Raw genomic sequence first — 22,732 nt, 5'->3', positions numbered from 1 at the left:
CATGCGAAGCAACCGAATCAAGCGGACCACGGCCACCACTCTCCTCGCGACGGCCCTCGTCGCCACCGCCGCGTCCACAGCCGTGGCGAAGACGCCCGCGCCCGACAACGGGCTGCGTTGGGAGACCTGCGCCGCCGGCAAGGGCGTCGACACCCGGCAGGAATGCGCCACCCTCTCCGTCCCGCTCGACTACGCCGACCCGAACGGCCCGCAGATCTCCCTCGCCGTCTCCCGCATCCGCAGCGAGAACCCGGACGCCCGGCGCGGCGCGCTCCTGCTCATCCCCGGCGGGCCCGGCGGCTCCAGCATCAACGACCCTTCCATGAAGGGGAAGAAGCTGCCCCAGTCGGTGCGCGACGCGTACGACCTCGTCGGCTTCGACCCGCGCGGCGTCGGCCGCAGTACGCCCGTCAGCTGCGGCCTGACCCACGACGACCTCTCCATGCAGAGTCTGCGCCCCTGGCCCGCCGCCGACGGCAGCATCGAGGAGAACGCGACGACCGCCCGCCGTATCGCCGACGCCTGCGCACGCAACGGCGGCGAGGTGCTGCGCAGCATCAGCACCCGTAACGAGGCCCGGGACATCGACCGCATCCGCCAGGCCCTCGGCGAGCGCAAGATCTCGGCGTGGGGAGTCTCGTACGGGACGTACGCGGGCGCCGTCTACGCGCAGATGTTCCCGCACCGCACCGACCGCTGGGTCCTGGACAGCAACGACGACCCGGACCCGAAGCGGGTCGCGCGCGGCTGGCTCGCCAACTACCAGGTCGGCGTCGAGGACGCCTTCCCCGACTTCGCCGCCTGGGCCGCCGACCCGGCCAACCCGGACCGCCTCGCCGACACCCCTGACGAGGTCCGCCCGATGTTCCTGGCCCTGGCCGCCCGCCTCGATCGCGAGCCCCTGCCGTGGCCGGGCGCGAACCCCGAGGAGCTGAACGGCAACGTGCTGCGGCAGACCCTGCTCGACAGCCTCTACACCAAGGACCGCTTCCCGGCCCTCGCCCGCCTCATAGCCGCCGCGCGGGACGGCAAGGCGCTGCCCGCGCCGCAGGTGCTCCCGGACGAGGTCATGCAGAACGTCGCGGCCGTGTCCGCGGCGACCATATGCAACGACGTCGACTGGCCGGGCCCGGACGCGCTCCCCAGGATCGAGCGGGACGTGGCGAAGAGCCGCAAGGCCTACCCGCTCACCGCCGGCATGCCCGTCAACGTCACCCCGTGCACCTTCTGGCAGGACGAGCCGCGCGAACGCCCGACCCGCATCACCCCCAACGGCCCCTCCAACATCCTGCTGATCCAGAACCAGCGTGATGTCTCCACCCCGCTCTCCGGCGCGCTGAAGCTGCGCGAGGCCTTCGGCGACCGGGCCCGCATGGTCACGGTCGACGCGATCGGCCACGGCGTCTACCGCGCCAACGGCAACGCGTGCGGGGACGAGGCGGTGACGGACTTCCTGGTCACGGGGGAGCGGCCGGCCCGCGACGCGTTCTGCGAGGCCGCCCGGCCGTAAGCCGGGCCGTAAGGCGGTCGGCGGCCCGCCGTCGGCTGCGCGGTGGTGGCAGGGCGGTCAGCCGGTGTGGCGGGTGCGGCCGGTGCGGGTCAGAGCCAGCCCGCCGAGGGTCGTGCCGAGCAGCCCCACCATCAAGGCCACGTAGGCTCCGCCCAGTCCGTTGCCGGTGCCGAGGCCACCGGAGGCGGTGGCCGCGACCAGGGCGCCGAGGGCCGTGCCGGTCAGGCCCGACGCCAGGGCCAGGGCGGCACCGCGTCGCCCGGGGCCGGTGCCGATACGGCCGGTGGACCGGGCCAGGGCCAGAGCGCCGACAACCACGCCGGTCAGCGCCAACAGGCCGCCCGCGATGGACCCGAGGCGCCCGGCGCTCATGGTGTAGACGTCGGCGGCGGCCGACTGGACCGGGGAGTGCGCGGCCGCCGGTGTGGCGAGCACGACTCCTCCGACGAGAGCGGCTGCGGCCACGGCAAGCACAGATCGGACAGACATGAGGTGCTCCTTCTCCTGCTGGCTGGACGTCGCCCGATCATGTCCGCCGGACCCGCCGCAGGTCGTCCGGCGGACGCAGGCAACTCGCGCTGCCGCCCATGCCGTACGCGGATACCGCGGATGCCGCAGGAGCCGCGAAAGCTACCGCGCCCGCGGTAGCCGGCCGATCATCTGTGCGCAGGATTCGCCCCGCGCGGACACCTGGCTAAGGTGCGCGCATGAATACAGGACGGACCGGTGTGCGAGCCGCAGCCACGGACTGGGCGATCGCCGTCGGCGTGGCGGCGGCGCTGCTCGTCACCGGACTGTCCGGGGCCGGGCAGCACTCCGCCGCGAACCTCGACCTGCTCGGCTACGCGCTGCTGACGACCGGCGGCCTGGCGCTGGCCGCGCGCCGCCGCGCTCCGGTCCCGGTCCTGGCTGTCACCGGGCTGTGCGCGGTGGGTTACCAGGCGGCCGGTTTCGACGTGCCCGCCGTCGCGTACCTGTTCGCCGTGTACGCGGCCGTGCGGGCGGGGCACCGCACCCTCACGATCGCGGCCAGCGTCGCCATGCTGGCCGCTCTCCCCGTGGCCGCCCTGGTCTCGGGCCCGCACGACACGGGCGAGGCGTTCGCGCAGGCCCGGGGCGCTCTGGAGATCGCCTGGCTGATCGCCGCCGGAGCCGCCGGCGAGGCGCTGCGGCAGGCCGAGCGACGGGCGGACGAAGCCGAGCGCACCCGGGAGGAGACCGCGCGACGCCGCGCCGACGAGGAGCGTCTGCGCATCGCGCGGGAACTGCACGATTCGCTCACCCACCAGATCTCGATCATCAAGGTGCAGTCCGAAGTCGCCGTCCACGTGGCCCGCAGGCGTGGCGAGCAGGTGCCGGAGGCCCTGCTCGCGATCCAGGAGGCCGGACGTGAGGCGACCCGGGAGCTGCGCGCGACCCTGGAGGCACTGCGCGACGACGACACGAGCCCGCCGCGTGGGCTCGACGACGTCCCGGAACTGGTGGAACGGGCCCGCACCATCGGCCTGGACGCGACGCTGACGATCGATGGACAACGACACGCCGTCCCGGCCGCGGTGGACCGGACCGTCTACCGGATCGTTCAGGAGTCCCTCACCAACATCGCGCGTCACGCGGACGCAGCCACGGCGTCGGTCCGGATCGACTGCCGTGCGGACGCGCTCGCGATCCGCGTCGATGACGACGGCAAGGCCACACCGGGCACCGTCCCGGTGCCCGGCGTCGGGCTGCTCGGGATGCGGGAGCGAGTCACCGCCCTCGGAGGTCGGCTGCGTGCGGAGCCGCGGAGCGCGGGAGGCTTCACCGTCCAGGCCGAACTCCCCGTGGACCGGACGTCATGATCCGAGTCCTGCTGGTCGACGACCAGCCGCTCATCCGCAGCGGATTCCGCGCGCTCCTCGACCTTGAGGACGACATCGCGGTGGTGGCCGAGGCCGGCGACGGGAAGGAGGGCCTGGCCCTGGCCAAGGAGCACCTGCCGGACGTCGCGCTCATCGATATCCAGATGCCTGTCCTCGACGGCATCGAGGCGACCCGGCGCATCGCCGCGGACCCGGCCCTGGCCGGGGTGCACGTCGTCATCCTGACCAACTACGGCTTCGACGAGTACGTCTTCGACGCGCTGCGCGCCGGAGCCGCCGGGTTCCTCGTCAAGGACATCGTGCCGGAGGACTTCCTCCACGCCGTACGCGTCGCCGCGCGCGGTGACGCCCTGCTCGCACCGTCGGTCACCCGCAAGCTGATCAACCGGTACGTCACCCAACCCCTCGACACAGGCGCGCACGCCGCCGGGCTGGAAGGGCTGACCAACCGCGAACGCGAGGCCGTCGCCCTGGTCGCGCAGGGCCTGTCCAACGACGAGATCGCCGACCGCATGGTGATCAGCTCACTGACCGCGAAGACCCACATCAACCGGGCCATGGCCAAGCTCCACGCCCGTGACCGCGCGCAACTCGTGGTCCTCGCCTACGAATCCGGCCTGGTGGTCCCGCGCGGCTCCTGAGACTTCGGAGGGCTCGATCCAGCCGGACCGTTTCCGGAGTCCTTCTGGCCAGCTCCTCGAATTCGGATACGAGCATCTGGGGTGGCGTGGTCATGCGCGACCCCTGTTTCAACGATCCCCGGCCAGTAGTCAGGCCGCCGGGTGGCCGATGAACTTGACCTCTTCGCGATCCTCGTCCAAAGCGATGTTCAACGAGGCGTTCAGCGCTCGCGCCAGCCGTCGCAGCAGAGGCAGCGTCGGCACGGCGTCGGCGCCTTCGACACGGGAGATCTTGGCCTGGGTGAGCCCCGCGCGCTCGGCGACCTCGGCCTGGGAGAGTCCAAGCTCCTGGCGCCGGTCATACACGGCCTTGGCGAAGGCCATCGCCAAGCGGATCTCCGCGCGCTCGGCGACGGCATCCGGGGACTCGACGTACCCCTCGGTCAGCTTCTTCTCACGGGCCAGCTTCCAGCGGGCATGGTTCATGATGCGTCCCCTTTCTCGCCCCGGCTGTACGTCGCGTGGGCCGGGCCGTGCTCGCTCAGGCACACGATACGAGCAGCTACCGCCCGTGCCACTTGAGCGGCCTCACGCATCCGGGTCTTACGGAAGACAGTGAGCAGCACGATTCGGTGTCCCGGCGCGAACCAGTAGGTGATCCTCGTGTCTGCTCCGCCGAGCGTGGGCCGGAGCTCGTACACACCGTCTCTCAGCGGGCGAGCGAAGGGCATGGGAGTGCGAGTGCCCAGGGCGGCCAGCAGCTCGGCGTACTCCTCCACCTTCCGGTAGTGCCCGATCGGAATGCACTCCAGCCAGGAACGCACTTCTGGCTCGACCTCGATCACGTACAGGTCATCCATGCTGCGCACGGTATTATGTCGTTCACGACATAATACCGTGCGCGCGGCAATCCTCACCGTTGTGGGTGACGCCGATTTTCAGCAGGGGCCGTCGTCCACGAGGACGGACATGACGTACTCGCCGTGCCCCGGGAGGACCTGCTCGCCCTTCGGGGTGGCGGTGACCCGCATGCAGAACTTCGCGTTGGTGCCGTCGCCCGAGACGGTGTAGTCCGAGCCGTCCCGGTCGGCGTGGACGCCGCCGTAGTCGGGGCCCTCGCCGGTCTCCGAGACGGCGTCGCGGATGATGCCCTCCCAGCCCAGCTCTTCGCTGCCGTAGTGCGGTCTCTCGCTCAGCGCGGTGGCTGCCTGGCGCACGGCGGAGCGCAGTTCGCCCTCGCTCCATTCCGAGCTTTCCCGCATGGCCCACAGCCCCGCGATCACGATGAGTGGGGTGATGATGATGAGGGCGAGGCCGGCGGGGTTGCGGTGGTTGTAGACGTACCGGTTGGTGCCCCACTTGCTCCGTATGAGGAAGGGCTCGTCGCTCAACTGCGCTCCTTGACACCCTCGATGAACGTGGACCAGGCCGGGGTCCGGAACGCGAGCTTCGGGCCGTCGGGGTTCTTGGAGTCGCGGACGGGGACGAGGCCGGGGTGGCCGTCGGCTACCTCAAGGCAGTTGCCGCCGCTGCCGTCGCTGTAGGTGGACTTGCGCCAGCGGCCGACCTCAAGGCAGTTGCCGCCCTCGCCGCCGCTGTAGCTGGACTTGTACCACTCAAGGCTGCTGCTCTTCATGCGCGTAATCCTCCGCCACTGACTCGATCAGGGCCAGGGATTCTTCCGGTGACAGTGCGCTGGCCGCGAGCAGATCGTAGGCCAGTTGGTGGTGGGCGACCGTGGCCGGATCGTCCTCCAACTGGCCTGTTCCTGGGCCCTCGAAGTAGACGAGCGGGGGTGCGTCGTCGAAGGACATCAGCTTGAGGGCGCCGCCCATGGCCGGGTGCGCGCCTGCCCCGAACGGCAGCACCTGCACGATGATCCGGTGGGCGCGGATCATCGCCGCGATATGGTGCAGGTTCTCCGCCATCACCGCCGGGCTGCCGACCTTCCGGCGCAGCGCCGCCTCGTCCAGCACCGTCCACAACTGCGGCTTCGTTGGATCGTCGAGGAGGCGCGTGCGGTCGAGCCGGTTCGCGACGAGTTCGTCGATGACCTCCTCCGGCGCCGTCGGCTGGTACGCGCGGAACACCGCCCGCGCGTACGCCTCGGTCTGGAGCAGGCCCGGGATCAGCTGCGGCGCGTACTCCCTGATCGCCGTCGCGACCGCCTCCGCCTCCGCCGCCTCGGCGAAGTGGTCCGGGTACTTGGACTTGTTGGCGGCCGCGCAGTTCCGCTCGAAGAAGCCGTTCGTGCCGAGTATGGCGTCGATCTGCTTCGCCATCTCCTTGTGCATCCGGCGCGTACCGGCCTCCAGCTGGCCGATGAACGAGCCGCTCACGAAGAGCAATTCGCCGAGCTTCTCCTGGGTGAGGCCTGCCTGCTCGCGGGCATGGCGCAGCTCGGCGCCGAGGAGGGCCCGGGGAGACGTGGACGGGTCTAGATCCTTCGGACCTGGCATGTCAACTCCATGTCGCACTTGTGGGGTTGTTGGGCCGCCGTTCTTGTTCACGGTAGCGATCCGTCGCCACGCTGTGTGCAGAACGAGAACACTCAGCGTGCATGGAGGTGCCTGATCATGGCGGTAGTGCGATCGGCGGAGCGGCTGCGGGCCGCGGAAGAGGTGGTCTCCCAGCTGCGGGGCGAACTGGAGGGGACAGGGGTCACTCTGCCCTCCGTGCGCGTGGACATCGTGTCGCTGGCGAGCGAGACGCCGTACCCGCTCATCGATCTGGGGTGCTGCAACCTGGACACGGCGCTGCGGCTGGCCGCCGTCCTGCACCAGGCGCGCACGCCGTGACGGCGGCCGGGGAGCCCGAGTACGTGATCGACGCGCGGGACGGGCGGATCGGGCGGGTGATGGGCCGGGTGGGTCCGTACGTACAGCTGCGGCCGCCGGGGGGTGGACGGGAGTGGGACTGTCCGGCGGACGTGTTGAGACCGGCACCGCCCGGTGAGGTCCTGCGGGCGCGGGTGCGGGAGCGTAACCGGGAGGGGCGCTTGCCGTAGGCCGTAAGGCGTCACCCGTTTGCCGTGCATCTTCGCCGTGCCCTGGTCGGCCGACCGGGTGAATCGGGAATGACCTTCGGATTGCCATACCGGCCGGGACGGATCCCAGCCCTACGTTGACCGGGCGCGAGTCGGCAATCCGCCGGCGCGGAGTCCAGTGCGGAAGGTCAGGCGGATGGTGGATGTGCGCGATGTACGGAGTCAAGAGGTGCGGGAGAGACGGTCGGGGCGGCGGAGACGGGTGGCGCTGCGTGGCCTGGTGAGCCTCTCCCTCGCCCTTGTGCCGTTTCTCGGAGCGGCGGGTTCGGTGGAGGCGGCGGAGGGGCCGTGGCCGGAGACGGGTGCCGACCTGAAGCTGGACAAGCGGGTGGATCCGAAGCGGACGACGACGGACAACCTCGTCACGTACACCTACACGGTCACCAACCGTGGACCGGAGACGGCGGAGAACACGGTCCTGACGGACCATGTCCAGCCGTTCATCAGCAATATCGACACCTCCCCTTCTCCTCAGTGCGTGACCATCACCGTCGCCGGTACCGGGCTTTTCCGGTGTCCCCTCGGGGACCTCGCGCCCGGCGCGACGGTGACCCTGAAGATCTCCGTCGCCTACCGCGATCCCGGCACCTACACGAACTCGGCGAGCGTCGCATCGGACACCCCGGACCCCGACATCCGCAACAACAAGGACAAGGTGAAGGTCGTCGTCGGGGGCGCCGATCTCAAGCTGCGCAAGACGGTGAGCCCGACGTCGACGACGGCTGGCTCGGAGGTCACGTACACCTACACCGTTACCAACAAGGGGCCCAGCACCGCCCAGTTCGTGCTCCTGACCGACACGCTTCCGGAGGGAGCCGTCCAGACCGGGCTGGTGTTCCCGCCGGGATGGGACTGCATCTTCGACGCCCCCACGCGCACGCTCCAGTGCGACGTCGACTCGCTGGCGGCGGGTGCCACGGCAACGGTGCTGCTCACCGTCAGGTACGACGCCCCGGGCACCTACCGGAACGCGGCGGAGGTATTCGTGTTCACGGCCGACCCCAACACCGCCGACAACCGCGACCAGGCGACCGTCACCGTGTCCTGAGCCGGTCGCCGCCGGTCGCCGCCCGTACTGCCGCCGACCGGGTGGGATCCGGGATGGCTGTCGGATTGTCGGACTGGTCGGGTCGCATCGCGGTCCTACGTTGACCGGGCGCGCGTCGGCATCCGCCGACGCGGAGTCCAGTGCGGAAGGTCAGGCAGATGGTGGATGTACGTAACGTGGCGAGTCGCGAGGTGAGGGAGAGACGGTCGGGGCGGCGGGGGCGCCTTGCGCTGGGTGGCCTGGTGAGCCTCTCCCTTGCCCTCGTGCCGGTTCTCGGAGCGGCGGGTGCGGCGGGTGCGGCGGAGGGGCCGAAGCCGAAGACGGGTGCCGACCTGAAGCTGGACAAGGAGGCGGAGAAGTCCCGGACGACCACGGACGAGCTGGTCACGTACACCTACACGGTCACCAACCACGGTCCGGAGACGGCAGCGAACACGATCCTGACGGACTACATCCAGCCGAACGTCAGCGGAATCGACCTCATCGGAGGTTGTGACGTCGCCGAACTCGGCATCATCAACGGCGCCGCCAGGTTCCGGTGCTTCCTCGGCGACATCGCGCCCGGCGCGACGGAAACAGTGCAGTTCTCCGTCGCCCACGCCGACCCGGGCATCTACCCGAACGTGGCGACCGTCGTATCGGACACCCCCGACCCCGACCCCCGTAACAACGAGGCCAAGGCGAAGGTCGTCGTCGCGGGTGCCGACGTGAAGCTGGAGAAGACGGCGGATCCGACGTCGGGGACGGCCCCCACGCAGGTCACGTACACCTACACCGTCACCAACAAGGGGCCCAGTGCGGCAGAGTTCCTGCAGCTGACCGACAGGTTCCCGGAGGGGGCCGACGTGGGCACGGTCGTGGCCCCGCCAGGGTGGGACTGCGCCTTCGCCGAGCCCTCGCGCCAGCTCTTCTGCAGCACCGAGGGCCCGCTCGCGCCTGGCGAGACGGCGACCATCCAGGTCCCCGTCACCTACGCGACCCCGGGCACCTACCGGAACGTCGCCGACGTCAACGTGCTCACGGCCGACCCCAACCTCTTGAACAACCGCGACGACGCGACCGTCACCGTCTCCTGACCAGGCCTCAGAGGTTAAGGTGGCGGATCCATGGACATCTCCGCCACCACCTCCACCTCCACCTCTGCCACTACCTCCATCGTCGACCGGTTGCGCGCCGCCGGGTGCGTCTTCGCCGAGGACGAGGCCGCGCTGCTCCTCGCCACCGCCCGTGATCCCGCCGAGCTCGCCTTCATGGTGGATCTGCGCGTCGAAGGGCATCCGCTGGAGCACGCGCTCGGCTGGGCGGAGTTCCGGGGTCTGCGGATAGCCGTGGACCCCGGGGTCTTCGTACCCCGGCGGCGTACCGAGTTCCTGGTCGGGCAGGCCGTCGCCGCGCGGCCCGACGCGCGCGTCGTCGTCGATCTGTGCTGCGGGTCCGGGGCGGTGGGCGCCGCGCTGGCCTCGGAGTTGGGCGGGGAGGTCGAGCTGTACGCCGCCGACATCGAGCCCGCCGCCGTGCGGTGCGCGCGGCGGAACATACGGGGCAGCGAGGTGTTCGAGGGGGACCTGTACGCGGCGTTGCCCGGTGCGCTGCGGGGGCGTATCGACATCCTGGCCGCGAACGTGCCGTACGTACCGACCGAGGAGGTCGGGCTGCTGCCCGCCGAGGCCCGCGTCCATGAGCCGCTCGTCGCGCTCGACGGGGGCGCGGACGGGCTGGACGTGCTGCGGCGGGTGACCGGGGAGGCGGGGGAGTGGCTCGCGCCGGGCGGGATCCTGCTGTTCGAGACGAGTGAGCGGCAGGCGGACGGCGCGGTGGAGGCCGTGGAGCGGGGCGGGCTAGTGGCGCGCGTGGCGGAGTGCGAGGACCTCTACGCGACCGTCGTCATCGGGACGAAGCCGACGGCGGCGCCGACGGACGGGGCGCTTTCCGGCTGAGCGGCGCGGAGGTTCTCCGCGCCGCGTTTGTCCGTCGGTGGGGCGGTTACTGTCGGTTCGGTACCGGGCGCGTCGCGCACACCGTACGTGGCTCGACGATCGCGCAGGCCTTGACGTCCTCGGGGCGGGCGGCCGGGATCATCGGCGTGTGGGCGTCGTTGCCGCCGCGCTGGGTGTACTCGCCCCGGTGGGGGGTTCCGACGATCCTGATGATGTTGCCCTGGGTGGTGTTGCTCATCTTGGCCCAGGCGGCCTTGCACAGGTCGCTGTAGCGGAGCTCCACCACCTCGACCGCCGGGTCGGTGTCGATAGCGGCCGTCCTTGCGTCCCTCGCGCAGACGGTGCGCTCGGGCTCCCAGCCGAGGCAGTCCGCGCCCTTGCAGCTGACCAGCTCCTTGGCGGCGGACGAGGACGGCTGGGAGGCTGCGGGGTCGCCCGGGGAGCCGGTCGTGGCGGAAGCACCCGCCGACGGCTTCCCGGAGGAGGAGGTGTCGTCCCCGAGGAAGTCGTTCAGTACGAAGCCGGCCGTGAGGAGCAGGGCGACGGCCACCGCGGCCACCGCGAGAAGGACGGGCACCTTGCGCTGCCTCCCCGGTCTCTCGGGCGGCCCTGCCTCGGGGGCCGGGGGTTGGGTGGGCGGCACGGAGAGCTGCGCGCCGGCGGCGGGGCCGCTGGGCGGCGTGGGGTGTGCGCCCGGTGCGGGGTGCGCGGCCGAGCCCGGTGTGGGGTGTGTCGCCGACGGGGGCTGCGCGGCCGGTGCGGGCTCGGCCATCGGCGCGGACGGCGTCCGCAACCGTTCCTGCGAGGTCCGCTTGCGCTCCTCCTGAGCCTTTCTCAGAAGCTCCAACGCGCCAGGCAGTTCATCGGGCTCCCGCCCCAGGAGCTTGTGGAGTCCCCGGACCACGTCCTCCCGGGCGATCTGCTTGCCCGCCAGATAGCGCGAGAGCATCCCCTGGCTGATCTGGACGTCCATTTTGGTGAGCTGGTTGGCGAGCGCGTCCTGCTTGCGCTGCTGCCTGTCGTCGAGCCACCACCCACGCAACATGCGTGACAGTTCCGAAGCTGCGTCGCCTTGCTCCGGCATCACCTGATCAGGTTGCTGCACGGTCCCCCACCACTCCTTTTCTCTATGCATGCATTCACTCGTTTTCGCAGGTCAGCGCCCTGAATTAATGATGCATCAGCGATGAATGAGACGCCCCCCTTTCGAGACTAGAGGTCCGTGAGTCCAGCGGGGCAATCTTGTGGAGCGGTCGGCGGCAGCCCTCGGAGGCAGCGCCCCGCGAATCCCTTTTCTCTCAACTCCCTGTGCAGGGCTGCGTCGCCATGCCCATGTCCATGGCCATGCCGCGCTGCCCAGGGGGCCGATGTCGAAGGAGTCCACCGTGAACCGCATCAGTCTCTCCAGCCGGACCGGTCGCGTGCTGGCGTCCGCCGCCCTTGTCGGCGCCATCCTCGTACCGGGCGCCATCACCGCCTACGCGGAGACCACGGACAACGCCTCCAGGGCGACGACCACCACCACGTCCGCCAGGTCTGCCGAGTCCCTGACGACGTACCGTCAGAACACCGCCCAACTGCCCGTGCTCCAGCAGGGTTCACGCGGTGCGGCCGTCGCCGCCGCGCAGGACCTGTTGACGGCGGCAGGGCGGCCCGTCGTGGCCGACGGGGGTTTCGGGCCGGCCACCGCCGCGGCCGTGCGGGACTTCCAGCGCGCCCAGGGCCTCACGGCCGACGGCGTCGTGGGCTCGAAGACCTGGGCCGTCCTCGCCGTCACCGTGCGGCCCGGCGCACAGGGCCCGGCCGTGAAGGCCGTGCAGCGCCAGTTGGCGGAGAAGGGCGTAGGCGTCGCCGTCGACGGTGAGTTCGGGCCCGCCACGACCTCGGCCGTCAAGCGGTTCCAGCAGAAGCACGGCCTGTCCGCCGACGGCGTCGTCGGCCCGCGGACCTGGGCGGCGCTGCTGGGCGGCTCGCCGGTCGCCAGGCCCGACAACCCCTCCGGGAACGTCCCCGGTGACGTGTCCGCACTGCGGAAGCGGATCGTCTCCGGGGCGCGGAGCCAGATCGGCGTCTCCGAGCGGACGAACGGCTGCCGTGTCTATCTCAAGTCGTGCCGGACCACCCCCTGGTGCGCCGCGTTCACCTCATGGGCGTGGCGGCAGGCGGGCGTGCCGAAGGCGTCCGTGCCCACCACCCTCGTCGCACGCGGGGTCGGCCTGTGGGGCAAGGAGCGCGGGCTGTTCCACACGTCCAACCCGAAGCCGGGCGACGTCGTCGTCTGGGGCACGCCCGCGCAGAAGACCGGCGGCCACGTCGGGATCGTCGTCGCGGTCCACGCGGACGGCCGGATCGACACCGTCGAAGGCAACTCCAGCAACAAGGTCAAGTTCCGGCAGGGCATCGACCCCAGGACCAATGTCACCCGGGGCCACAAGATCTCCGGCTACGTCAGCCCGCCCGGCGCCTGACCCCAGCCTCTCGCGGTCCGGAGCCGCCGCGCGGCGGCTCCGGACCGCCCACCCCGCAACCACCCCTTCCTGTGAGGAGTTCCCATGTCCAGCACCACCAGCCCCTGGATGCGCCCCGCCCTCATCGGCCTCGCCGCCGTCACGACCCTGACCGGCGTCGGCCTCGGCGTCGCCCGTACCGCCCCGACCGCCGAAGCGGCCCGGCCCTCCTCGTACAAGGTCACCGGCATAGACACCAGCCACTACAACCACGCCGTCAAGGGCGGGAAGGAGACGGCCCGGATCGACTGGGCGAAGGTGGCCCAGACCCAGTCGTTCGCCTTCCTCAAGGCCACCCAGCGCACCACGTGGAAGGACAAGTGGTTCGCCGCCGACTGGCGTGCGGTGTCCGCCACCTCCATGGCACGCGCGCCGTACCACTTCTTCGACCCGCGCAGCACCCGTGACGGGGTCGCCCAGGCCGACCACTTCATCCGCACCATCCGCGCCGCCGGCTACACGGGCCGGCGGGCCGGGGAACTCCCGCCCGTCCTGGACGTGGAGAAGGTCCCGCGGAAGGGCGGCGGGGAGATGTGCCCGAGCACGCTGCGCCACTCCCAGGTGGAGGCGTTCCTGAAGAGGGTGAAGAACGAGTTCGGGGTCACCCCGATCGTCTACACGCGCGCCTCGTTCGTGAAGGAGTGCATGCGGAACGACGGGAAGCTCTTCGCCGGGTACCCCCTCTGGCTCGCCCGCTACGGCAGTGGCGCGAACGAGCCGCAGACCGTTCCCGGGGCGCCGCAGCAGTGGCGCTTCTGGCAGTACACCGAGACGCACCGCGTCCCGGGCATCGTTACCAAGGTCGACCACAACGTCTTCTCCGGCAGCCTGTCGCAGCTTCGGGCCATGGCCGGACAGGGGGGCGGTTCGCAGCCGCCGCGGCCGACGCCCCGGCCCGAGCCGCGGCTGGAGATGCCCGCGGACGGCTGGCCCACGGTCCGCGCGGGGCAGAGCGGCGCGGACGTACGAACCGTGCAGCTGCTGCTGGACGCACGCGGGCACCGGGTCGACGCGGACAGGGCGTTCGGGCCCGCGACGGCGGGGGCGGTGAAGGCGTTCCAGGGCGCGAACGGTCTCACGGCGGACGGGGTCGTCGGCCCGCGCACCTGGGCGGCCCTCGTGGTGACCGTCCGCACCGGCGACCGGGGCAGCGCCGTCACCGCCGTGCAGCGCGGGCTCGCCGCGCGGGGGCACCGGGTGGACGTGGACGGGGCGTTCGGGCCCGGTACGGCGGGGGCGGTGAAGGCGTTCCAGGGCGCGAACGGTCTCACGGCGGACGGGGTCGTCGGCCCGCGCACCTGGCGTGCGCTGGTCTCCGCGCCAGGGCGATGAGCGCCCTCACCCGTTCCCTCTCACGCATTCCCTGACCTTCGCATCTCCTCGACCTTTACGGAGGTATGACCCCATGGCCCCCGCCCACCGCAGCACGCGTGACGACCAGTCGTCGAAGAACGCCAGGACGCAGCGGCTCACCGGCATCCTGATCGGTGCCTTCGTCACCGCGCTCTTCGCGGTGATGATCGCCACGAACGGTCAGCCCCCGCGCTCGGGCCCCGCACCGGTCGCGGCGGCCTCGGCCGAGCCGACCGGCACGGGGGCCGAGTCCGAGTCCGAGTCCGAGACCGAGCCCGCGCCCGAGTCCGGGTACCCGGAGGAGGAATGGCCGCAGGAGCTGGAACCGCTTCCGGAAGAGGGCGTGCCGGACGACGTGTCCGGCGACGTACTGGACGAGGTACCGGGCGACGTGTCGGCGCCGGAAGAGCCGGGGGGCACCCCCGTGGGGCAGGACGAGGAGCCCGGCGCCGACCCCGCTCCGGCGGCCACCCCCACCGAGCCCGCGCCGCCGGGCGGCCGTGCCGAGGACTCCGGCACGACCTGCGCCTTCAGCACCGACCGCGCCACCGTCATCGCCCAGGGCATGACCGGCCTGCGGGTGAGCCAGGCCCAGTGCCTGCTCAAGGAGCACTACGGCTACAAGCTCGCCGTCGACGGCGTCTTCGGGCCCGCCACCGACCAGGCCGTACGCGCGACACAGCGCTGCACCGGGCTCGACGTCGACGGGAAGGTCGGGCCCCGGACCTGGCGGGCCCTCCACAGCCCGCAGGCCGCCTGCCGCGCGGCCTGACGGCCCCCGCCACGCACCACCCATCACACGCATCGCACGACCCCACGACCACGACCACCAGGGAGACACCATGGACCGCACCACCTTCCGCGGCCGTTCCGCCCGCATCCTCGTCGGCACCGCCTTGGCTGCCGCCGTGGGGGCCGGGGCCACCATCACGGCCGTCGCCGTCCCGTCCGGCCAGACGCAGCAGCGGAGCGGCTCCGACCACTACACGCCCGCCGAGGCCACCTCGAAGCTGAAGGCGGCCGGTATCAGCTGGAAGTCCAGCCGTGGCTGCAACGACAAGTACCGCAGCGGCTGCACCAGCTTCCAGGGCATCCGCAAGGCCACCATCGACGGCATCATCGACTTCAAGCGCAGCAGCCGCTGCTCCGTCGTCATCACCGGCGCCGCGGAGGTGCCCCCGCACTCGACCAGGGGCGAATTCACGCACGGCAAGGGCTACAAGGTGGACATCGGCCACAGCTCCTGCGTCAACCGCTACATCTCGTCCCACGCCCGCAAGGCCGGTCGCCGCGGTGACGGAGCGGCCCTGTGGACCGCGGGCGATGTCGTCTACGCGAAGGAGCGCACCCACTGGGACATCGCGTACCGCGGGCCGAGCGCCGGCCGTCCGTCGCCCGGCCCGAGCACGCCCGACTCCCGCACCTCCTGGCCCACGCTGCGCACGGGTTCGCACGGCGCGCCGGTGACCACCGCACAGCACCTGCTGCGCGCCGCGGGCGCGTCGATCGAGGCGGACGGGCAGTACGGGGCCGCGACGGCCGGCGCCGTGAAGGAGTTCCAGCGGGGCCGTGGGCTCACCGCCGACGGGGTCATCGGCTCCGCCACCTGGCAGCGGCTCGCCGCCACCCTCCGCCCCGGCGCGCAGGGCGACGCGGTCACGGCCCTCCAGCAGCAGCTCCGCCGACAGGGCGCGTCGATCGGCGCGGACGGGCAGTACGGGCCCGCGACGGCCCGCGCCGTCAAGGAGTTCCAGCGCGGTCGTGGGCTGACCGCCGACGGGGTCACCGGACCGGCGACCTGGCGGCAGTTGCTCGCCGGCCGCTAGGGCGAAAAGAGCGAAAGGGGGACTCCGGGGCCAGGACGGGCCCGGAGCCCTCCGCACGCGCATCGGCTTCCCCGGCGTGACGACCGTCGGCCGGTAGTGATCTGGTGCGATCCGATGCCGACAGCAACGAGCGTTGAAAATAGCGCAGTTGTTCTCGAGGTGGGCAACAAAATGTTGAGAAGTCTGCCAAGCCACGGCAATGACCGCAGACGTGGTCAGAGCAAGGATTGCATCACCGGTCGATGAGACGCGGTTCATCGGACCGTCCATCGCCGTATTCGGGTTCCGGCGGAGCGCTCGAAGAGCGTGAGCCTCCGGTCGGTTCCTCGATTTCCCAGCCCTACCCTCACAAGGATGGCCCATACATGAGAATGACCCGCGCCTTACTGGTTGTCGCGACCACCGCTCTCGCGCCGGTTCTCCTGCTCTCCGCACCTGCTGCGGCGGCGACCGGCCCCATCGGCTCCTTGGCGGTGTGCGGGGTGGCGACGCCAGGGGCGGGCGGCACGAGCACGCCCGTGGACGAGATGTCCGACCTCGACGTCCGGGTTGAGATCTTTAACATCCTCGGCGATCCGGGCACCGGCAAGGCTGTCGACGAAGCCGCGCAGGCGGCCTTGAACGGCACCATCGAAGATCAGCGGAACTTCCTGAAGACGGGCTGGAAGGCGGCCCAGGAAGCGGACAACCACGCCGCCGTCTTCTGCATCCTTGGAATTGCTAAGAGCAACGGCGACAGGGCAGTCGTCGAAGCGGCCAACAAGGCCCTCCAGGCGGGCACCGCCGATGCCGTGCGCGCCTTCCTGGAGACCGGCTACCGCCTCGCCCAGCTCGATGACGACAGGTTCGCCATCTTCTGCCTGCTCGGGGATCCCACCACCAGCACCGAGCTCCGCGAGGCAGCGAATCGGGCCCTGAGCGACGGAACGCCCGAGGCGCTGCGGTCTTTCCGGGAGCAAGCAAACTTCTAGTTCTGGTAGTGCTTTGTCGCCACGCGCGATGAGGCGGGTGCCGCCGTCGTCACCGGGACGCCACCGGGACCACGTGGCCCACTCCTCGGGAGCCCAAGTGGCCCTGGGGAGTGGGCCGTTCGGGTCGGTCCTCGGCGTATCGCTGGGGCGGATGGCCGACCGGCGGGGGCCGAGGGGGACGGCGGTCCTGCTGGCGCCGGCGACGAGCGCGGCGGTGGCGTCGTTCTTCGTCGTCCGGTCCTTCTGGGCCTTCCTGGCGGCCGCGTGCGTGTACGCCGTCGCGCAGTCCGGGCTCGCCGCCGCCCGGCAGGCGCTGCTCTCGGTTCCCGCGCCCCGGACAGGCCCTAGCCTTGAATCGCCGCGCGCAGGTGGCCGTTCGCGTGTCTGAGGCGGCTCGTGGCCGTCGGGGCGTCGACGCCGGCGAGGACCATCAGGATCGCGGTCTTCACCTCGCCGTCGGCCGCTGTGAGGGCCGCCTCGATGTCCGCGTCGGGCGCGTCCGTGGCCAGCGCGACGATCCGGTGCGAGCGGGCGCGCAGCTTCTCGTTGGAGGCGCGGACGTCGACCATCAGGTTCCCGTACGTCTTGCCGAGGCGGATCATCGTGATCGTCGAGATCATGTTGAGCACGAGCTTCTGGGCCGTGCCCGCCTTCAACCGGGTGGATCCGGTGAGGAGTTCGGGGCCCACGACGACCTCGATGCCGTGGTCGGCGGCGGCCGCGAGCACACTGCCGGCGTTGCAGGACAGGCCGATCGTGAGGGCGCCGACGGTACGGGCGTGCTCGACGGCGCCGACGGCGTAGGGCGTGCGGCCGGAGGCGGAGACGCCGACCACGGTGTCGTCGGCCGTGAGGCCGAGGCCGTCCAGGTCCCGGGCCGCGAGCTCCTCGGAGTCCTCGGCGCCCTCGATGGACGTGACGATCGCGGTGTGGCCGCCCGCGATGAGGCCGATGACCTGGTCGGGGGAGGCGTTGAAGGTGGGCGGGCATTCGCTGGCGTCCAGCACGCCGAGGCGGCCCGCGGTGCCCGCGCCCGCGTAGATCAGTCGGCCGCCGCGGGCCATGCGCGCGGCGGTGGCGTCGATGGCGGCGGCGATGGCGGGGAGCCGGGTGGCGACGGCGCCCGGGACGGAGCCGTCCTCGCCGTTCATGATGCGGGCGATGTCGAGGGTCGGGAGGCGGTCGATCTCGGCGAGCTCGGGGCGGAACGCCTCGGTGGTCAGGGTGGCCAGCTGAGCACGGAGTTCGTCGTACGTGGAGGACATGGGAAGCGCGGCTCTTTCGGCGGGTGAGCGGATGAGCGAATCGGAGGGGCCCGGCAGGTCAGCGGGTGCGGGTGCGCGGGCTGTGGCGGTGCGCGAGGGCCTCGTACGAGGCGGCGAGCGCGGGGGCCGCGGATTCGTACGTACGCTGCGCGACACCGATGAACAGGCAGTCAATGACGAGGAGCTGGCTCGTACGGGACGACATCGCGGCCGGGCGCAGCTCGCTCTCGCGGGCCGTGGACGTGGTCAGTACGTGATCGGCGTACTGCGACACCGGGCCGTCCGGGCGGCCCGTGACCGCGACGGTCGTCGCACCGTGGTCGAAGGCGACGCGGAGCGGTTCGATGCTGTCGCCCGTCGAGCCGGAGTGGGTGATGGCTATCGCGACGTCGCCGGTGCGCAGCTGCACGGCGTTGGTGACGGCGAGGTGCGGGTCGCTGTGCGCGTGGGCGATCAGGCCTATCCGGAGCAGCTTCTGTTCGAGGTCCTGGGCGACCAGTCCGGAGGCGCCCACCCCGTAGATGTCGATGCGGCGCGCGGCGGACAGGGCGGCGACCGCCGCGCCGAGCTGGATGGTGTCCAGGTTGGCGGCGGTGTCGGCGAGGGTCTGCTGCTCGTCGTAGGCGAGCTTGGCGACGACGTCCGCCAAAGGGTCGTCGACCGCGATGTCGGCGGTGACGGCCGGGGCGCGGCCGGACTGCTGCTGGGCGGCGAGGCCCGCGAGCGCGAGGCGCAGGTCCCGGTAGCCGGGGTAGCCGAGGAGGCGGGCGGTACGGACGACGGTGGCCTCGCTGGTGCCGGTGAGGTCGGCGAGGCCGGTGACCGTGAGCGCCGCGCAGCCGGCCGGGTCGGCGGCGACGGCCTCGGCGACCCGCTGCATGGAGCGGGTCATGGACGGCGCGAGCGTACGCACCTTCGCGGCGAGGGCGGCGGGCGCGGGCGGAGCGGTGGTGCCCGTTCCGGAAGCCCCGGTGAAACTTTCCTTCACGTTGCTGGTCACATCATGAAAGGTATTTTCGGCTCGTGGGGCCGTCAACCCCCTCGGGCCCGTCCGGCCGGGTCATGCCAGCGGGACTCAGGGGGACAATGAGTCCATGAGCGACGTCAACCCACTGGAACAGGCCCTGCACGCCGCGCGCGCCCTCGTGCTCGCCGACCTCGCCGCCCGCGACGTCGCGCACGCCGAGGTCGTCTCGCTGGTCGAGGAAGCGGTCGCGCAGCGTCGTTGGTGGGTCGAGCAGTGGCCGGAGGGCACCGAGTACGTCGCCGGGCTGGTTGCCCAGGACGTGCAGGACGCGCTGCTGGACCGGTACGGGCGGTGGCCGCTCTGCCCGGTCTGCGGCGCGGGCGAACCCCACGCCCTCGACGTCGAGCCGGAGCTCGGCCCCGATCCGCGCTGGGTGTGCGGCAAGGCGGGCGTGGTGGTGGCACCGGTCGGCGGACTGCCCTCGTGACCGTCTACATCGACCCGCCCAACTGGCCGGGGCACGGCCGCATGTGGTCCCACCTGGTCAGCGATGTCTCGTTCGACGAGCTGCACGCCTTCGCCGCCGCGATCGGCTGCCCGCCGAACGCCTTCGAGCGTGACCACTACGACATCCCGTCGCACCGGTACGCCGACGCGGTGCGCGCGGGCGCGGTGGAGGCCGGCTCCAAGGAACTCGTACGCCGGATCACGGAGGCGGGGCTGCGCCGCCGTAAGAACAGCCGCCGGCCCGCCGGGTGATCCCGGTCCCCTGAGGCGCTGTGAGCCGCTCCAGCTCCGCCTGGATGTTCGCGCGCGCCGCCGCCTCCCACTCCCGTTCGCCGTACGGGGTACGGAACAGCCGTGGCAGCCCGAGCAGCTGACGCAGCACCGCCGCCCGGCCCTCGCGGAAGGCGTCGTCCGGGACGAAGGCGTACTCCTCGCGGACGGCGGCGGCGTAGGCCGCGTACGCCCGCGGCGGGGAGGCGAGGACGGCGAGGTCCGCGTCGCACAGGACCATGCCGTTGCTGTCGCCGTCCTGCGCCGCGTGCGTCGTGGTCAGCCGCACCAGGCGGGCGACCTCGTTCGTGTCCTTCGTGGTCAGTCCGGCCTCGGGCAGGGCGCGTTCGGCGAGGCGGGCGCTGCGCTCCTCGTTGGTGGAGCGCTCCGGGAGGTAGACGGCGTCGTGGAACCAGGCGGCGAGGCGGACGAGGTCCGGGTCGTCGGCGTACTGCTCCAGGGTGTCGATGCGATCGAGCACCGCCGCGAGATGGTCGACGGTGTGGTAGCGGCGCTGCGGCTCCGACCAGCGGGCGAGGAGGTTGTCCGCGTACGGGCGCGGGTCGGGGAAACAGGGGTCCTCGCGGATGGCGAGGAGCGCGGCGACCCAGCGATGGCGGAGTGTGGCGAGGAGGTCGGCGTGATCGCCGCCATCGGAGTGATGGGAGTCATCGGAGTGCTCGGCAGCGGCCATGCGGCCCATTGTCCACCGGGGACTTCCGGCGGTTAGCTGGGGTCATGACCGATATCCGCGATCCCGAGCTGCCCGGACTCCTCCTGCGTACCGAACGCGACGCGCTGATCCCTCTGCTGCGCGCCCGCCCCGACGACGACTTCGCCCTTCGCACGGCCTGCCCCGGCTGGACGGTACGGCACGTCCTCGCGCACTGTTCGGCCGCGCTGATCCGGGTGGTCGAGGGGCGTGTGGAGGCCGGGGGGTTCACCCCCGAGGAGAACGACCGGGACATCGCCGAGCGAGCGGACCTCTCCCACCAGCAGATCGTCGATGAGCTGGAGCGCGGGATGACCGAGGCGGGGCCGGTGATCGCCGCCGCCGCGCACCGCTGGTACGACGGGATCGCGCTCGGCGAGTGGGTGCACGCCGGGGACGTGCGGGAGGCGCTGGGGGTGCCCGGCGCGTACGAGGGCGAGGGGCTGGCGCCCGCCCTGGCGCTGCTGGCCGGGCTGACCCGGGTGCGGAAGGCGCAGCCGCTGCTGGCCCGGCTGGACGGCCATGACGCGCCGCTCGTGCTGGGGGCGGACAGTCCCGAGCCGGCCGTCTACACGGGGTCGGCGGCGACGCTGATCCGGCTGGTGGCGGGACGGCCGCTGACGGGGACGCGCTACGAGCTCAGCGGGGCGAGGGAGGCTGACCTGCTCTTCTTCGGGTGAACCGGCCGGTTCGGCTGGATCTCCCATATCGGACGATAATGGGCGGGAAAGGCTTGTGTGCCGTTTGCGTACGCGGAGGCAGACACCATGAATTCCTTGAACCCCCTGAGCTCCTCGGCCGTCACCGATGTGGCGGCGGCGCCTCATCTGGCCGGGATCTTTCCGTTCATCATCGGAGTCATCCTGATCGCCTTGCTGGCGGGTGCCATGTGGTACGAGGGGCGGCGGCGCGCGCGGCTGCGCGTGCCGAGTCCGGAGGAACAGCCGAAGCGGCCCGACCACCAGACGCACATCGAGGAGGTCAGGGAGGCGGACGAGAACGACTTCCCGACGGGCGGCGAGCGGCTGCTGCCGTACAACCTCAAGACCCACAGCACGCACGGAGCGCCTGCTGCCGCTCCGGAGCAGCCGCCGCAGGCGCCCTCGCAGGGGCAACCGCAGGGGCCCGCGTCCGGCCCGGGTGAGGGTGGTGCGGGTGCCGCGCCGAGGTCCTGAGCATTAGGCTGGCCCAGTATTGGACTAGACCTGTGTGTCGTCGGACGTCGGACCTCGGAGGGATGGGGCGCCATGAGCAACCGTGCAGTCCTGGAGGTGATCGCCCTGGACGCGCAGGACGCGGTCGCCGCGGAGGCCGGAGGGGCCGACCGGCTGGAGCTGGTCACCGACATGGCGGCGGACGGACTGACCCCGTCCCGGGAGACCTTCGCCGCCATCCGCGCCGCCGTCGACATCCCGCTGCGGGTGATGCTGCGGCTCTCCGACGGCTTCGAGGCGGGTGACACCGACGCGCTCGTGGCGGCGGCGCGGGGGCTGCGGGCCGAGGGCGCCGACCAATTCGTCCTCGGCTTCCTCGACGAGTACGGCAACCCCGACCTGGTCACCGTCGAACGGCTCGTCGCCGAGCTGGAGGGCTGCCGCTGGACGTTCCACCGGGCGATCGACCACGCCGCCGACCGCGACGCCCTGCGCAAGCAGCTCGCGGACCTGCCGGGCCTCGACGCCTACCTCACCGCGGGCTCCCCGGCAGGCGTCCACCTCGGCCTCCCGGTCCTCGTCTCGGAGGCCGCCGCGGCCCAGCGCGGCGAGGCGGGCTACGAGCCGCAGATCCTCGTCGGCGGCGGGCTGCGCCTGGACCACGTCCCCTTGCTGCGCGCCGCGGGCCTCACGGCGTTCCACATCGGCGGCCCGGCCCGCCCGTCCGGCTGGTCGGCGCCGGTGGACGCGGAGGCGGTCCGGGTCTGGCGGACGGCGCTCGACGCGTGAGGGGCGTTGGTCCGAGCTGACAGAGTCCGGTGCGGCCCGGGGGCGGGCGGGGCCGGTCCTGCTGGGATAGGGCGAGACATCGCCCGTGGGACCGACTCTGCTTGAGGTGAGGACGAATGGCCGGGAACAGTGCGACGGAGGAGTTCCGGGCTGCCCGGGATTTTCTGCTGCGGCATCGGGAGGATTACGCGGCGGCCTACGAGGGGTTCGTGTGGCCGCGTTTGGAGTATTTCAACTGGGCGCTGGACTGGTTCGATGTGATTGCCGACGGCAACGCGGGGACGGCGTTGCATCTGGTGGAGGAGGACGGGAGCGAGGGGCGTTTCTCGTTCGCGGAGCTGTCGGAGCGGTCGGACCGGGTGGCGAACTGGCTGCGGGGGCGGGGTGT

The 22,732-nt window shown here is 71.7% G+C and carries 28 protein-coding genes and 1 pseudogene; 19 read left to right on the top strand and 10 right to left on the bottom strand.

Features of this window, described 5'->3' with window-relative positions; all coding sequences use genetic code 11:
- Nucleotide 1: 1 nt before the first annotated feature.
- Nucleotides 2-1,510, top strand: a complete 1,509-nt coding sequence (locus ABT342_RS33805; RefSeq protein ID WP_351582256.1) for an alpha/beta hydrolase — start codon at nt 2-4, stop codon at nt 1,508-1,510.
- Nucleotides 1,511-1,567: 57 nt separating this feature from the next.
- On the opposite strand, the gene ABT342_RS33800 is transcribed toward ABT342_RS33805, so the two are convergent.
- Complete coding sequence (locus tag ABT342_RS33800; protein WP_351582255.1) at nt 1,568-1,999, bottom strand: DUF6223 family protein; 432 nt, start codon at nt 1,997-1,999, stop codon at nt 1,568-1,570.
- Between the two features lie 218 nt (nt 2,000-2,217).
- Between ABT342_RS33800 and ABT342_RS33795 the strand changes: the two genes are divergently transcribed.
- Together ABT342_RS33795 and ABT342_RS33790 are read left to right on the top strand one after the other, a co-directional pair.
- Nucleotides 2,218-3,351 (top strand): sensor histidine kinase, encoded by a 1,134-nt coding sequence (locus tag ABT342_RS33795; protein WP_351582254.1) that lies wholly within the window; start codon nt 2,218-2,220, stop codon nt 3,349-3,351.
- Nucleotides 3,348-4,013, top strand: a complete 666-nt coding sequence (locus tag ABT342_RS33790) for a response regulator (RefSeq protein ID WP_351582252.1) — start codon at nt 3,348-3,350, stop codon at nt 4,011-4,013. Before ABT342_RS33795 ends, ABT342_RS33790 begins: the two co-directional genes overlap by 4 nt.
- 129 nt (nt 4,014-4,142) lie before the next feature.
- Here the strand turns inward: ABT342_RS33790 and ABT342_RS33785 are convergent, their stop codons facing one another.
- The 5 genes from ABT342_RS33785 to ABT342_RS33765 all read right to left on the bottom strand — a co-directional run bounded on the left by ABT342_RS33785 (nt 4,143) and on the right by ABT342_RS33765 (nt 6,451).
- Nucleotides 4,143-4,478: a helix-turn-helix domain-containing protein gene (locus ABT342_RS33785; protein WP_351582250.1), complete on the bottom strand. Its 336-nt coding sequence runs from the start codon at nt 4,476-4,478 to the stop codon at nt 4,143-4,145.
- The gene (locus tag ABT342_RS33780; protein ID WP_351582248.1) at nt 4,475-4,852 is read right to left on the bottom strand and encodes a type II toxin-antitoxin system RelE/ParE family toxin; all 378 of its coding nucleotides are present in this window, start codon (nt 4,850-4,852) and stop codon (nt 4,475-4,477) included. Before ABT342_RS33780 ends, ABT342_RS33785 begins: the two co-directional genes overlap by 4 nt.
- 78 nt (nt 4,853-4,930) lie before the next feature.
- A complete protein-coding gene (locus tag ABT342_RS33775; RefSeq protein WP_351582246.1) occupies nt 4,931-5,383 on the bottom strand; it encodes a hypothetical protein in 453 nt (150 codons plus the stop codon).
- Entirely contained in the window at nt 5,380-5,628 is a 249-nt protein-coding gene (locus ABT342_RS33770) for a DUF397 domain-containing protein (RefSeq protein WP_351582244.1), read from the bottom strand. Before ABT342_RS33770 ends, ABT342_RS33775 begins: the two co-directional genes overlap by 4 nt.
- On the bottom strand, nt 5,609-6,451 hold the full coding sequence (locus ABT342_RS33765; RefSeq protein ID WP_351582242.1) for a helix-turn-helix domain-containing protein: 843 nt from the start codon (nt 6,449-6,451) through the stop codon (nt 5,609-5,611). Before ABT342_RS33765 ends, ABT342_RS33770 begins: the two co-directional genes overlap by 20 nt.
- Nucleotides 6,452-6,568: 117 nt before the next feature.
- On the opposite strand from ABT342_RS33765, the gene ABT342_RS33760 reads away from it, so the two are divergent.
- The 5 genes from ABT342_RS33760 (at nt 6,569) to ABT342_RS33745 (ending at nt 10,023) form a co-directional block, all read left to right on the top strand.
- On the top strand, nt 6,569-6,790 hold the full coding sequence (locus ABT342_RS33760) for a hypothetical protein (RefSeq protein WP_351582240.1): 222 nt from the start codon (nt 6,569-6,571) through the stop codon (nt 6,788-6,790).
- Entirely contained in the window at nt 6,787-6,999 is a 213-nt protein-coding gene (locus ABT342_RS38325; protein WP_502965663.1) for a hypothetical protein, read from the top strand. The genes ABT342_RS33760 and ABT342_RS38325 overlap by 4 nt, the downstream gene beginning before the upstream one ends.
- A gap of 241 nt (nt 7,000-7,240) precedes the next feature.
- Entirely contained in the window at nt 7,241-8,086 is an 846-nt protein-coding gene (locus tag ABT342_RS33755) for a DUF11 domain-containing protein (RefSeq protein WP_351582238.1), read from the top strand.
- A gap of 242 nt (nt 8,087-8,328) precedes the next feature.
- Nucleotides 8,329-9,162, top strand: a complete 834-nt coding sequence (locus tag ABT342_RS33750; protein ID WP_351582236.1) for a CARDB domain-containing protein — start codon at nt 8,329-8,331, stop codon at nt 9,160-9,162.
- 30 nt (nt 9,163-9,192) lie between these two features.
- Complete coding sequence (locus ABT342_RS33745; RefSeq protein WP_351582234.1) at nt 9,193-10,023, top strand: putative protein N(5)-glutamine methyltransferase; 831 nt, start codon at nt 9,193-9,195, stop codon at nt 10,021-10,023.
- 46 nt (nt 10,024-10,069) lie between these two features.
- Here the strand turns inward: ABT342_RS33745 and ABT342_RS33740 are convergent, their stop codons facing one another.
- Complete coding sequence (locus ABT342_RS33740) at nt 10,070-11,068, bottom strand: DUF2690 domain-containing protein (protein ID WP_351582232.1); 999 nt, start codon at nt 11,066-11,068, stop codon at nt 10,070-10,072.
- 340 nt (nt 11,069-11,408) lie between these two features.
- Between ABT342_RS33740 and ABT342_RS33735 the strand changes: the two genes are divergently transcribed.
- The 5 genes from ABT342_RS33735 to ABT342_RS33715 all read left to right on the top strand — a co-directional run bounded on the left by ABT342_RS33735 (nt 11,409) and on the right by ABT342_RS33715 (nt 16,680).
- The gene (locus tag ABT342_RS33735) at nt 11,409-12,491 is read left to right on the top strand and encodes a peptidoglycan-binding protein (RefSeq protein WP_351582230.1); all 1,083 of its coding nucleotides are present in this window, start codon (nt 11,409-11,411) and stop codon (nt 12,489-12,491) included.
- Between the two features lie 84 nt (nt 12,492-12,575).
- A complete protein-coding gene (locus ABT342_RS33730) occupies nt 12,576-13,862 on the top strand; it encodes a GH25 family lysozyme (RefSeq protein WP_351582228.1) in 1,287 nt (428 codons plus the stop codon).
- Between the two features lie 73 nt (nt 13,863-13,935).
- The gene (locus tag ABT342_RS33725; RefSeq protein WP_351582226.1) at nt 13,936-14,655 is read left to right on the top strand and encodes a peptidoglycan-binding domain-containing protein; all 720 of its coding nucleotides are present in this window, start codon (nt 13,936-13,938) and stop codon (nt 14,653-14,655) included.
- Nucleotides 14,656-14,725: 70 nt separating this feature from the next.
- On the top strand, nt 14,726-15,709 hold the full coding sequence (locus ABT342_RS33720; RefSeq protein WP_351582224.1) for a peptidoglycan-binding domain-containing protein: 984 nt from the start codon (nt 14,726-14,728) through the stop codon (nt 15,707-15,709).
- Between the two features lie 365 nt (nt 15,710-16,074).
- Nucleotides 16,075-16,680, top strand: a complete 606-nt coding sequence (locus tag ABT342_RS33715) for an ALF repeat-containing protein (RefSeq protein ID WP_351582222.1) — start codon at nt 16,075-16,077, stop codon at nt 16,678-16,680.
- A 344-nt stretch (nt 16,681-17,024) separates the two neighbouring features.
- On the opposite strand, the gene murQ is transcribed toward ABT342_RS33715, so the two are convergent.
- Both murQ and ABT342_RS33705 read right to left on the bottom strand, forming a co-directional pair.
- Nucleotides 17,025-17,945 (bottom strand): N-acetylmuramic acid 6-phosphate etherase, encoded by a 921-nt coding sequence (murQ, locus tag ABT342_RS33710; protein ID WP_351582220.1) that lies wholly within the window; start codon nt 17,943-17,945, stop codon nt 17,025-17,027.
- A 58-nt stretch (nt 17,946-18,003) separates the two neighbouring features.
- Nucleotides 18,004-18,945, bottom strand: coding sequence for a MurR/RpiR family transcriptional regulator (locus tag ABT342_RS33705; RefSeq protein ID WP_351582219.1), 942 nt, complete (start codon nt 18,943-18,945; stop codon nt 18,004-18,006).
- Nucleotides 18,946-19,039: 94 nt separating this feature from the next.
- On the opposite strand from ABT342_RS33705, the gene ABT342_RS33700 reads away from it, so the two are divergent.
- Nucleotides 19,040-19,399, top strand: a complete 360-nt coding sequence (locus ABT342_RS33700; RefSeq protein WP_351582218.1) for a DUF8819 family protein — start codon at nt 19,040-19,042, stop codon at nt 19,397-19,399.
- Nucleotides 19,396-19,671, top strand: a complete 276-nt coding sequence (locus ABT342_RS33695; RefSeq protein WP_351582216.1) for a DUF4031 domain-containing protein — start codon at nt 19,396-19,398, stop codon at nt 19,669-19,671. Before ABT342_RS33700 ends, ABT342_RS33695 begins: the two co-directional genes overlap by 4 nt.
- Here ABT342_RS33695 and ABT342_RS33690 read toward each other — a convergent pair.
- Nucleotides 19,619-20,383 carry an HD domain-containing protein gene (locus tag ABT342_RS33690; protein ID WP_351582214.1) on the bottom strand — a complete coding sequence of 255 codons (765 nt, stop codon included), beginning with the start codon at nt 20,381-20,383 and terminating at the stop codon, nt 19,619-19,621. The two genes, ABT342_RS33695 and ABT342_RS33690, sit on opposite strands and share 53 nt — an antisense overlap.
- Before the next feature lie 44 nt (nt 20,384-20,427).
- Here ABT342_RS33690 and ABT342_RS33685 point away from each other — a divergent pair, with 44 nt between their 5' ends.
- From ABT342_RS33685 to ABT342_RS33670, 4 genes and pseudogenes are all read left to right on the top strand, one after another.
- Nucleotides 20,428-21,081 (top strand): maleylpyruvate isomerase family mycothiol-dependent enzyme, encoded by a 654-nt coding sequence (locus ABT342_RS33685; protein ID WP_351582212.1) that lies wholly within the window; start codon nt 20,428-20,430, stop codon nt 21,079-21,081.
- A 96-nt stretch (nt 21,082-21,177) separates the two neighbouring features.
- Nucleotides 21,178-21,576 carry a DUF6479 family protein gene (locus ABT342_RS33680; RefSeq protein ID WP_502965662.1) on the top strand — a complete coding sequence of 133 codons (399 nt, stop codon included), beginning with the start codon at nt 21,178-21,180 and terminating at the stop codon, nt 21,574-21,576.
- Between the two features lie 72 nt (nt 21,577-21,648).
- Nucleotides 21,649-22,344 carry a copper homeostasis protein CutC gene (locus ABT342_RS33675; RefSeq protein ID WP_351582208.1) on the top strand — a complete coding sequence of 232 codons (696 nt, stop codon included), beginning with the start codon at nt 21,649-21,651 and terminating at the stop codon, nt 22,342-22,344.
- A gap of 116 nt (nt 22,345-22,460) precedes the next feature.
- Nucleotides 22,461-22,732, top strand: a pseudogene (locus ABT342_RS33670) (AMP-dependent synthetase); the annotation flags it as partial.

Origin of the sequence: Streptomyces sp. NPDC000410 (assembly GCF_040300305.1) — a bacterium.
Classification (GTDB): Bacteria; Actinomycetota; Actinomycetes; order Streptomycetales; family Streptomycetaceae; genus Streptomyces.
This window is presented reverse-complemented; position numbering and strand designations above follow the sequence as displayed.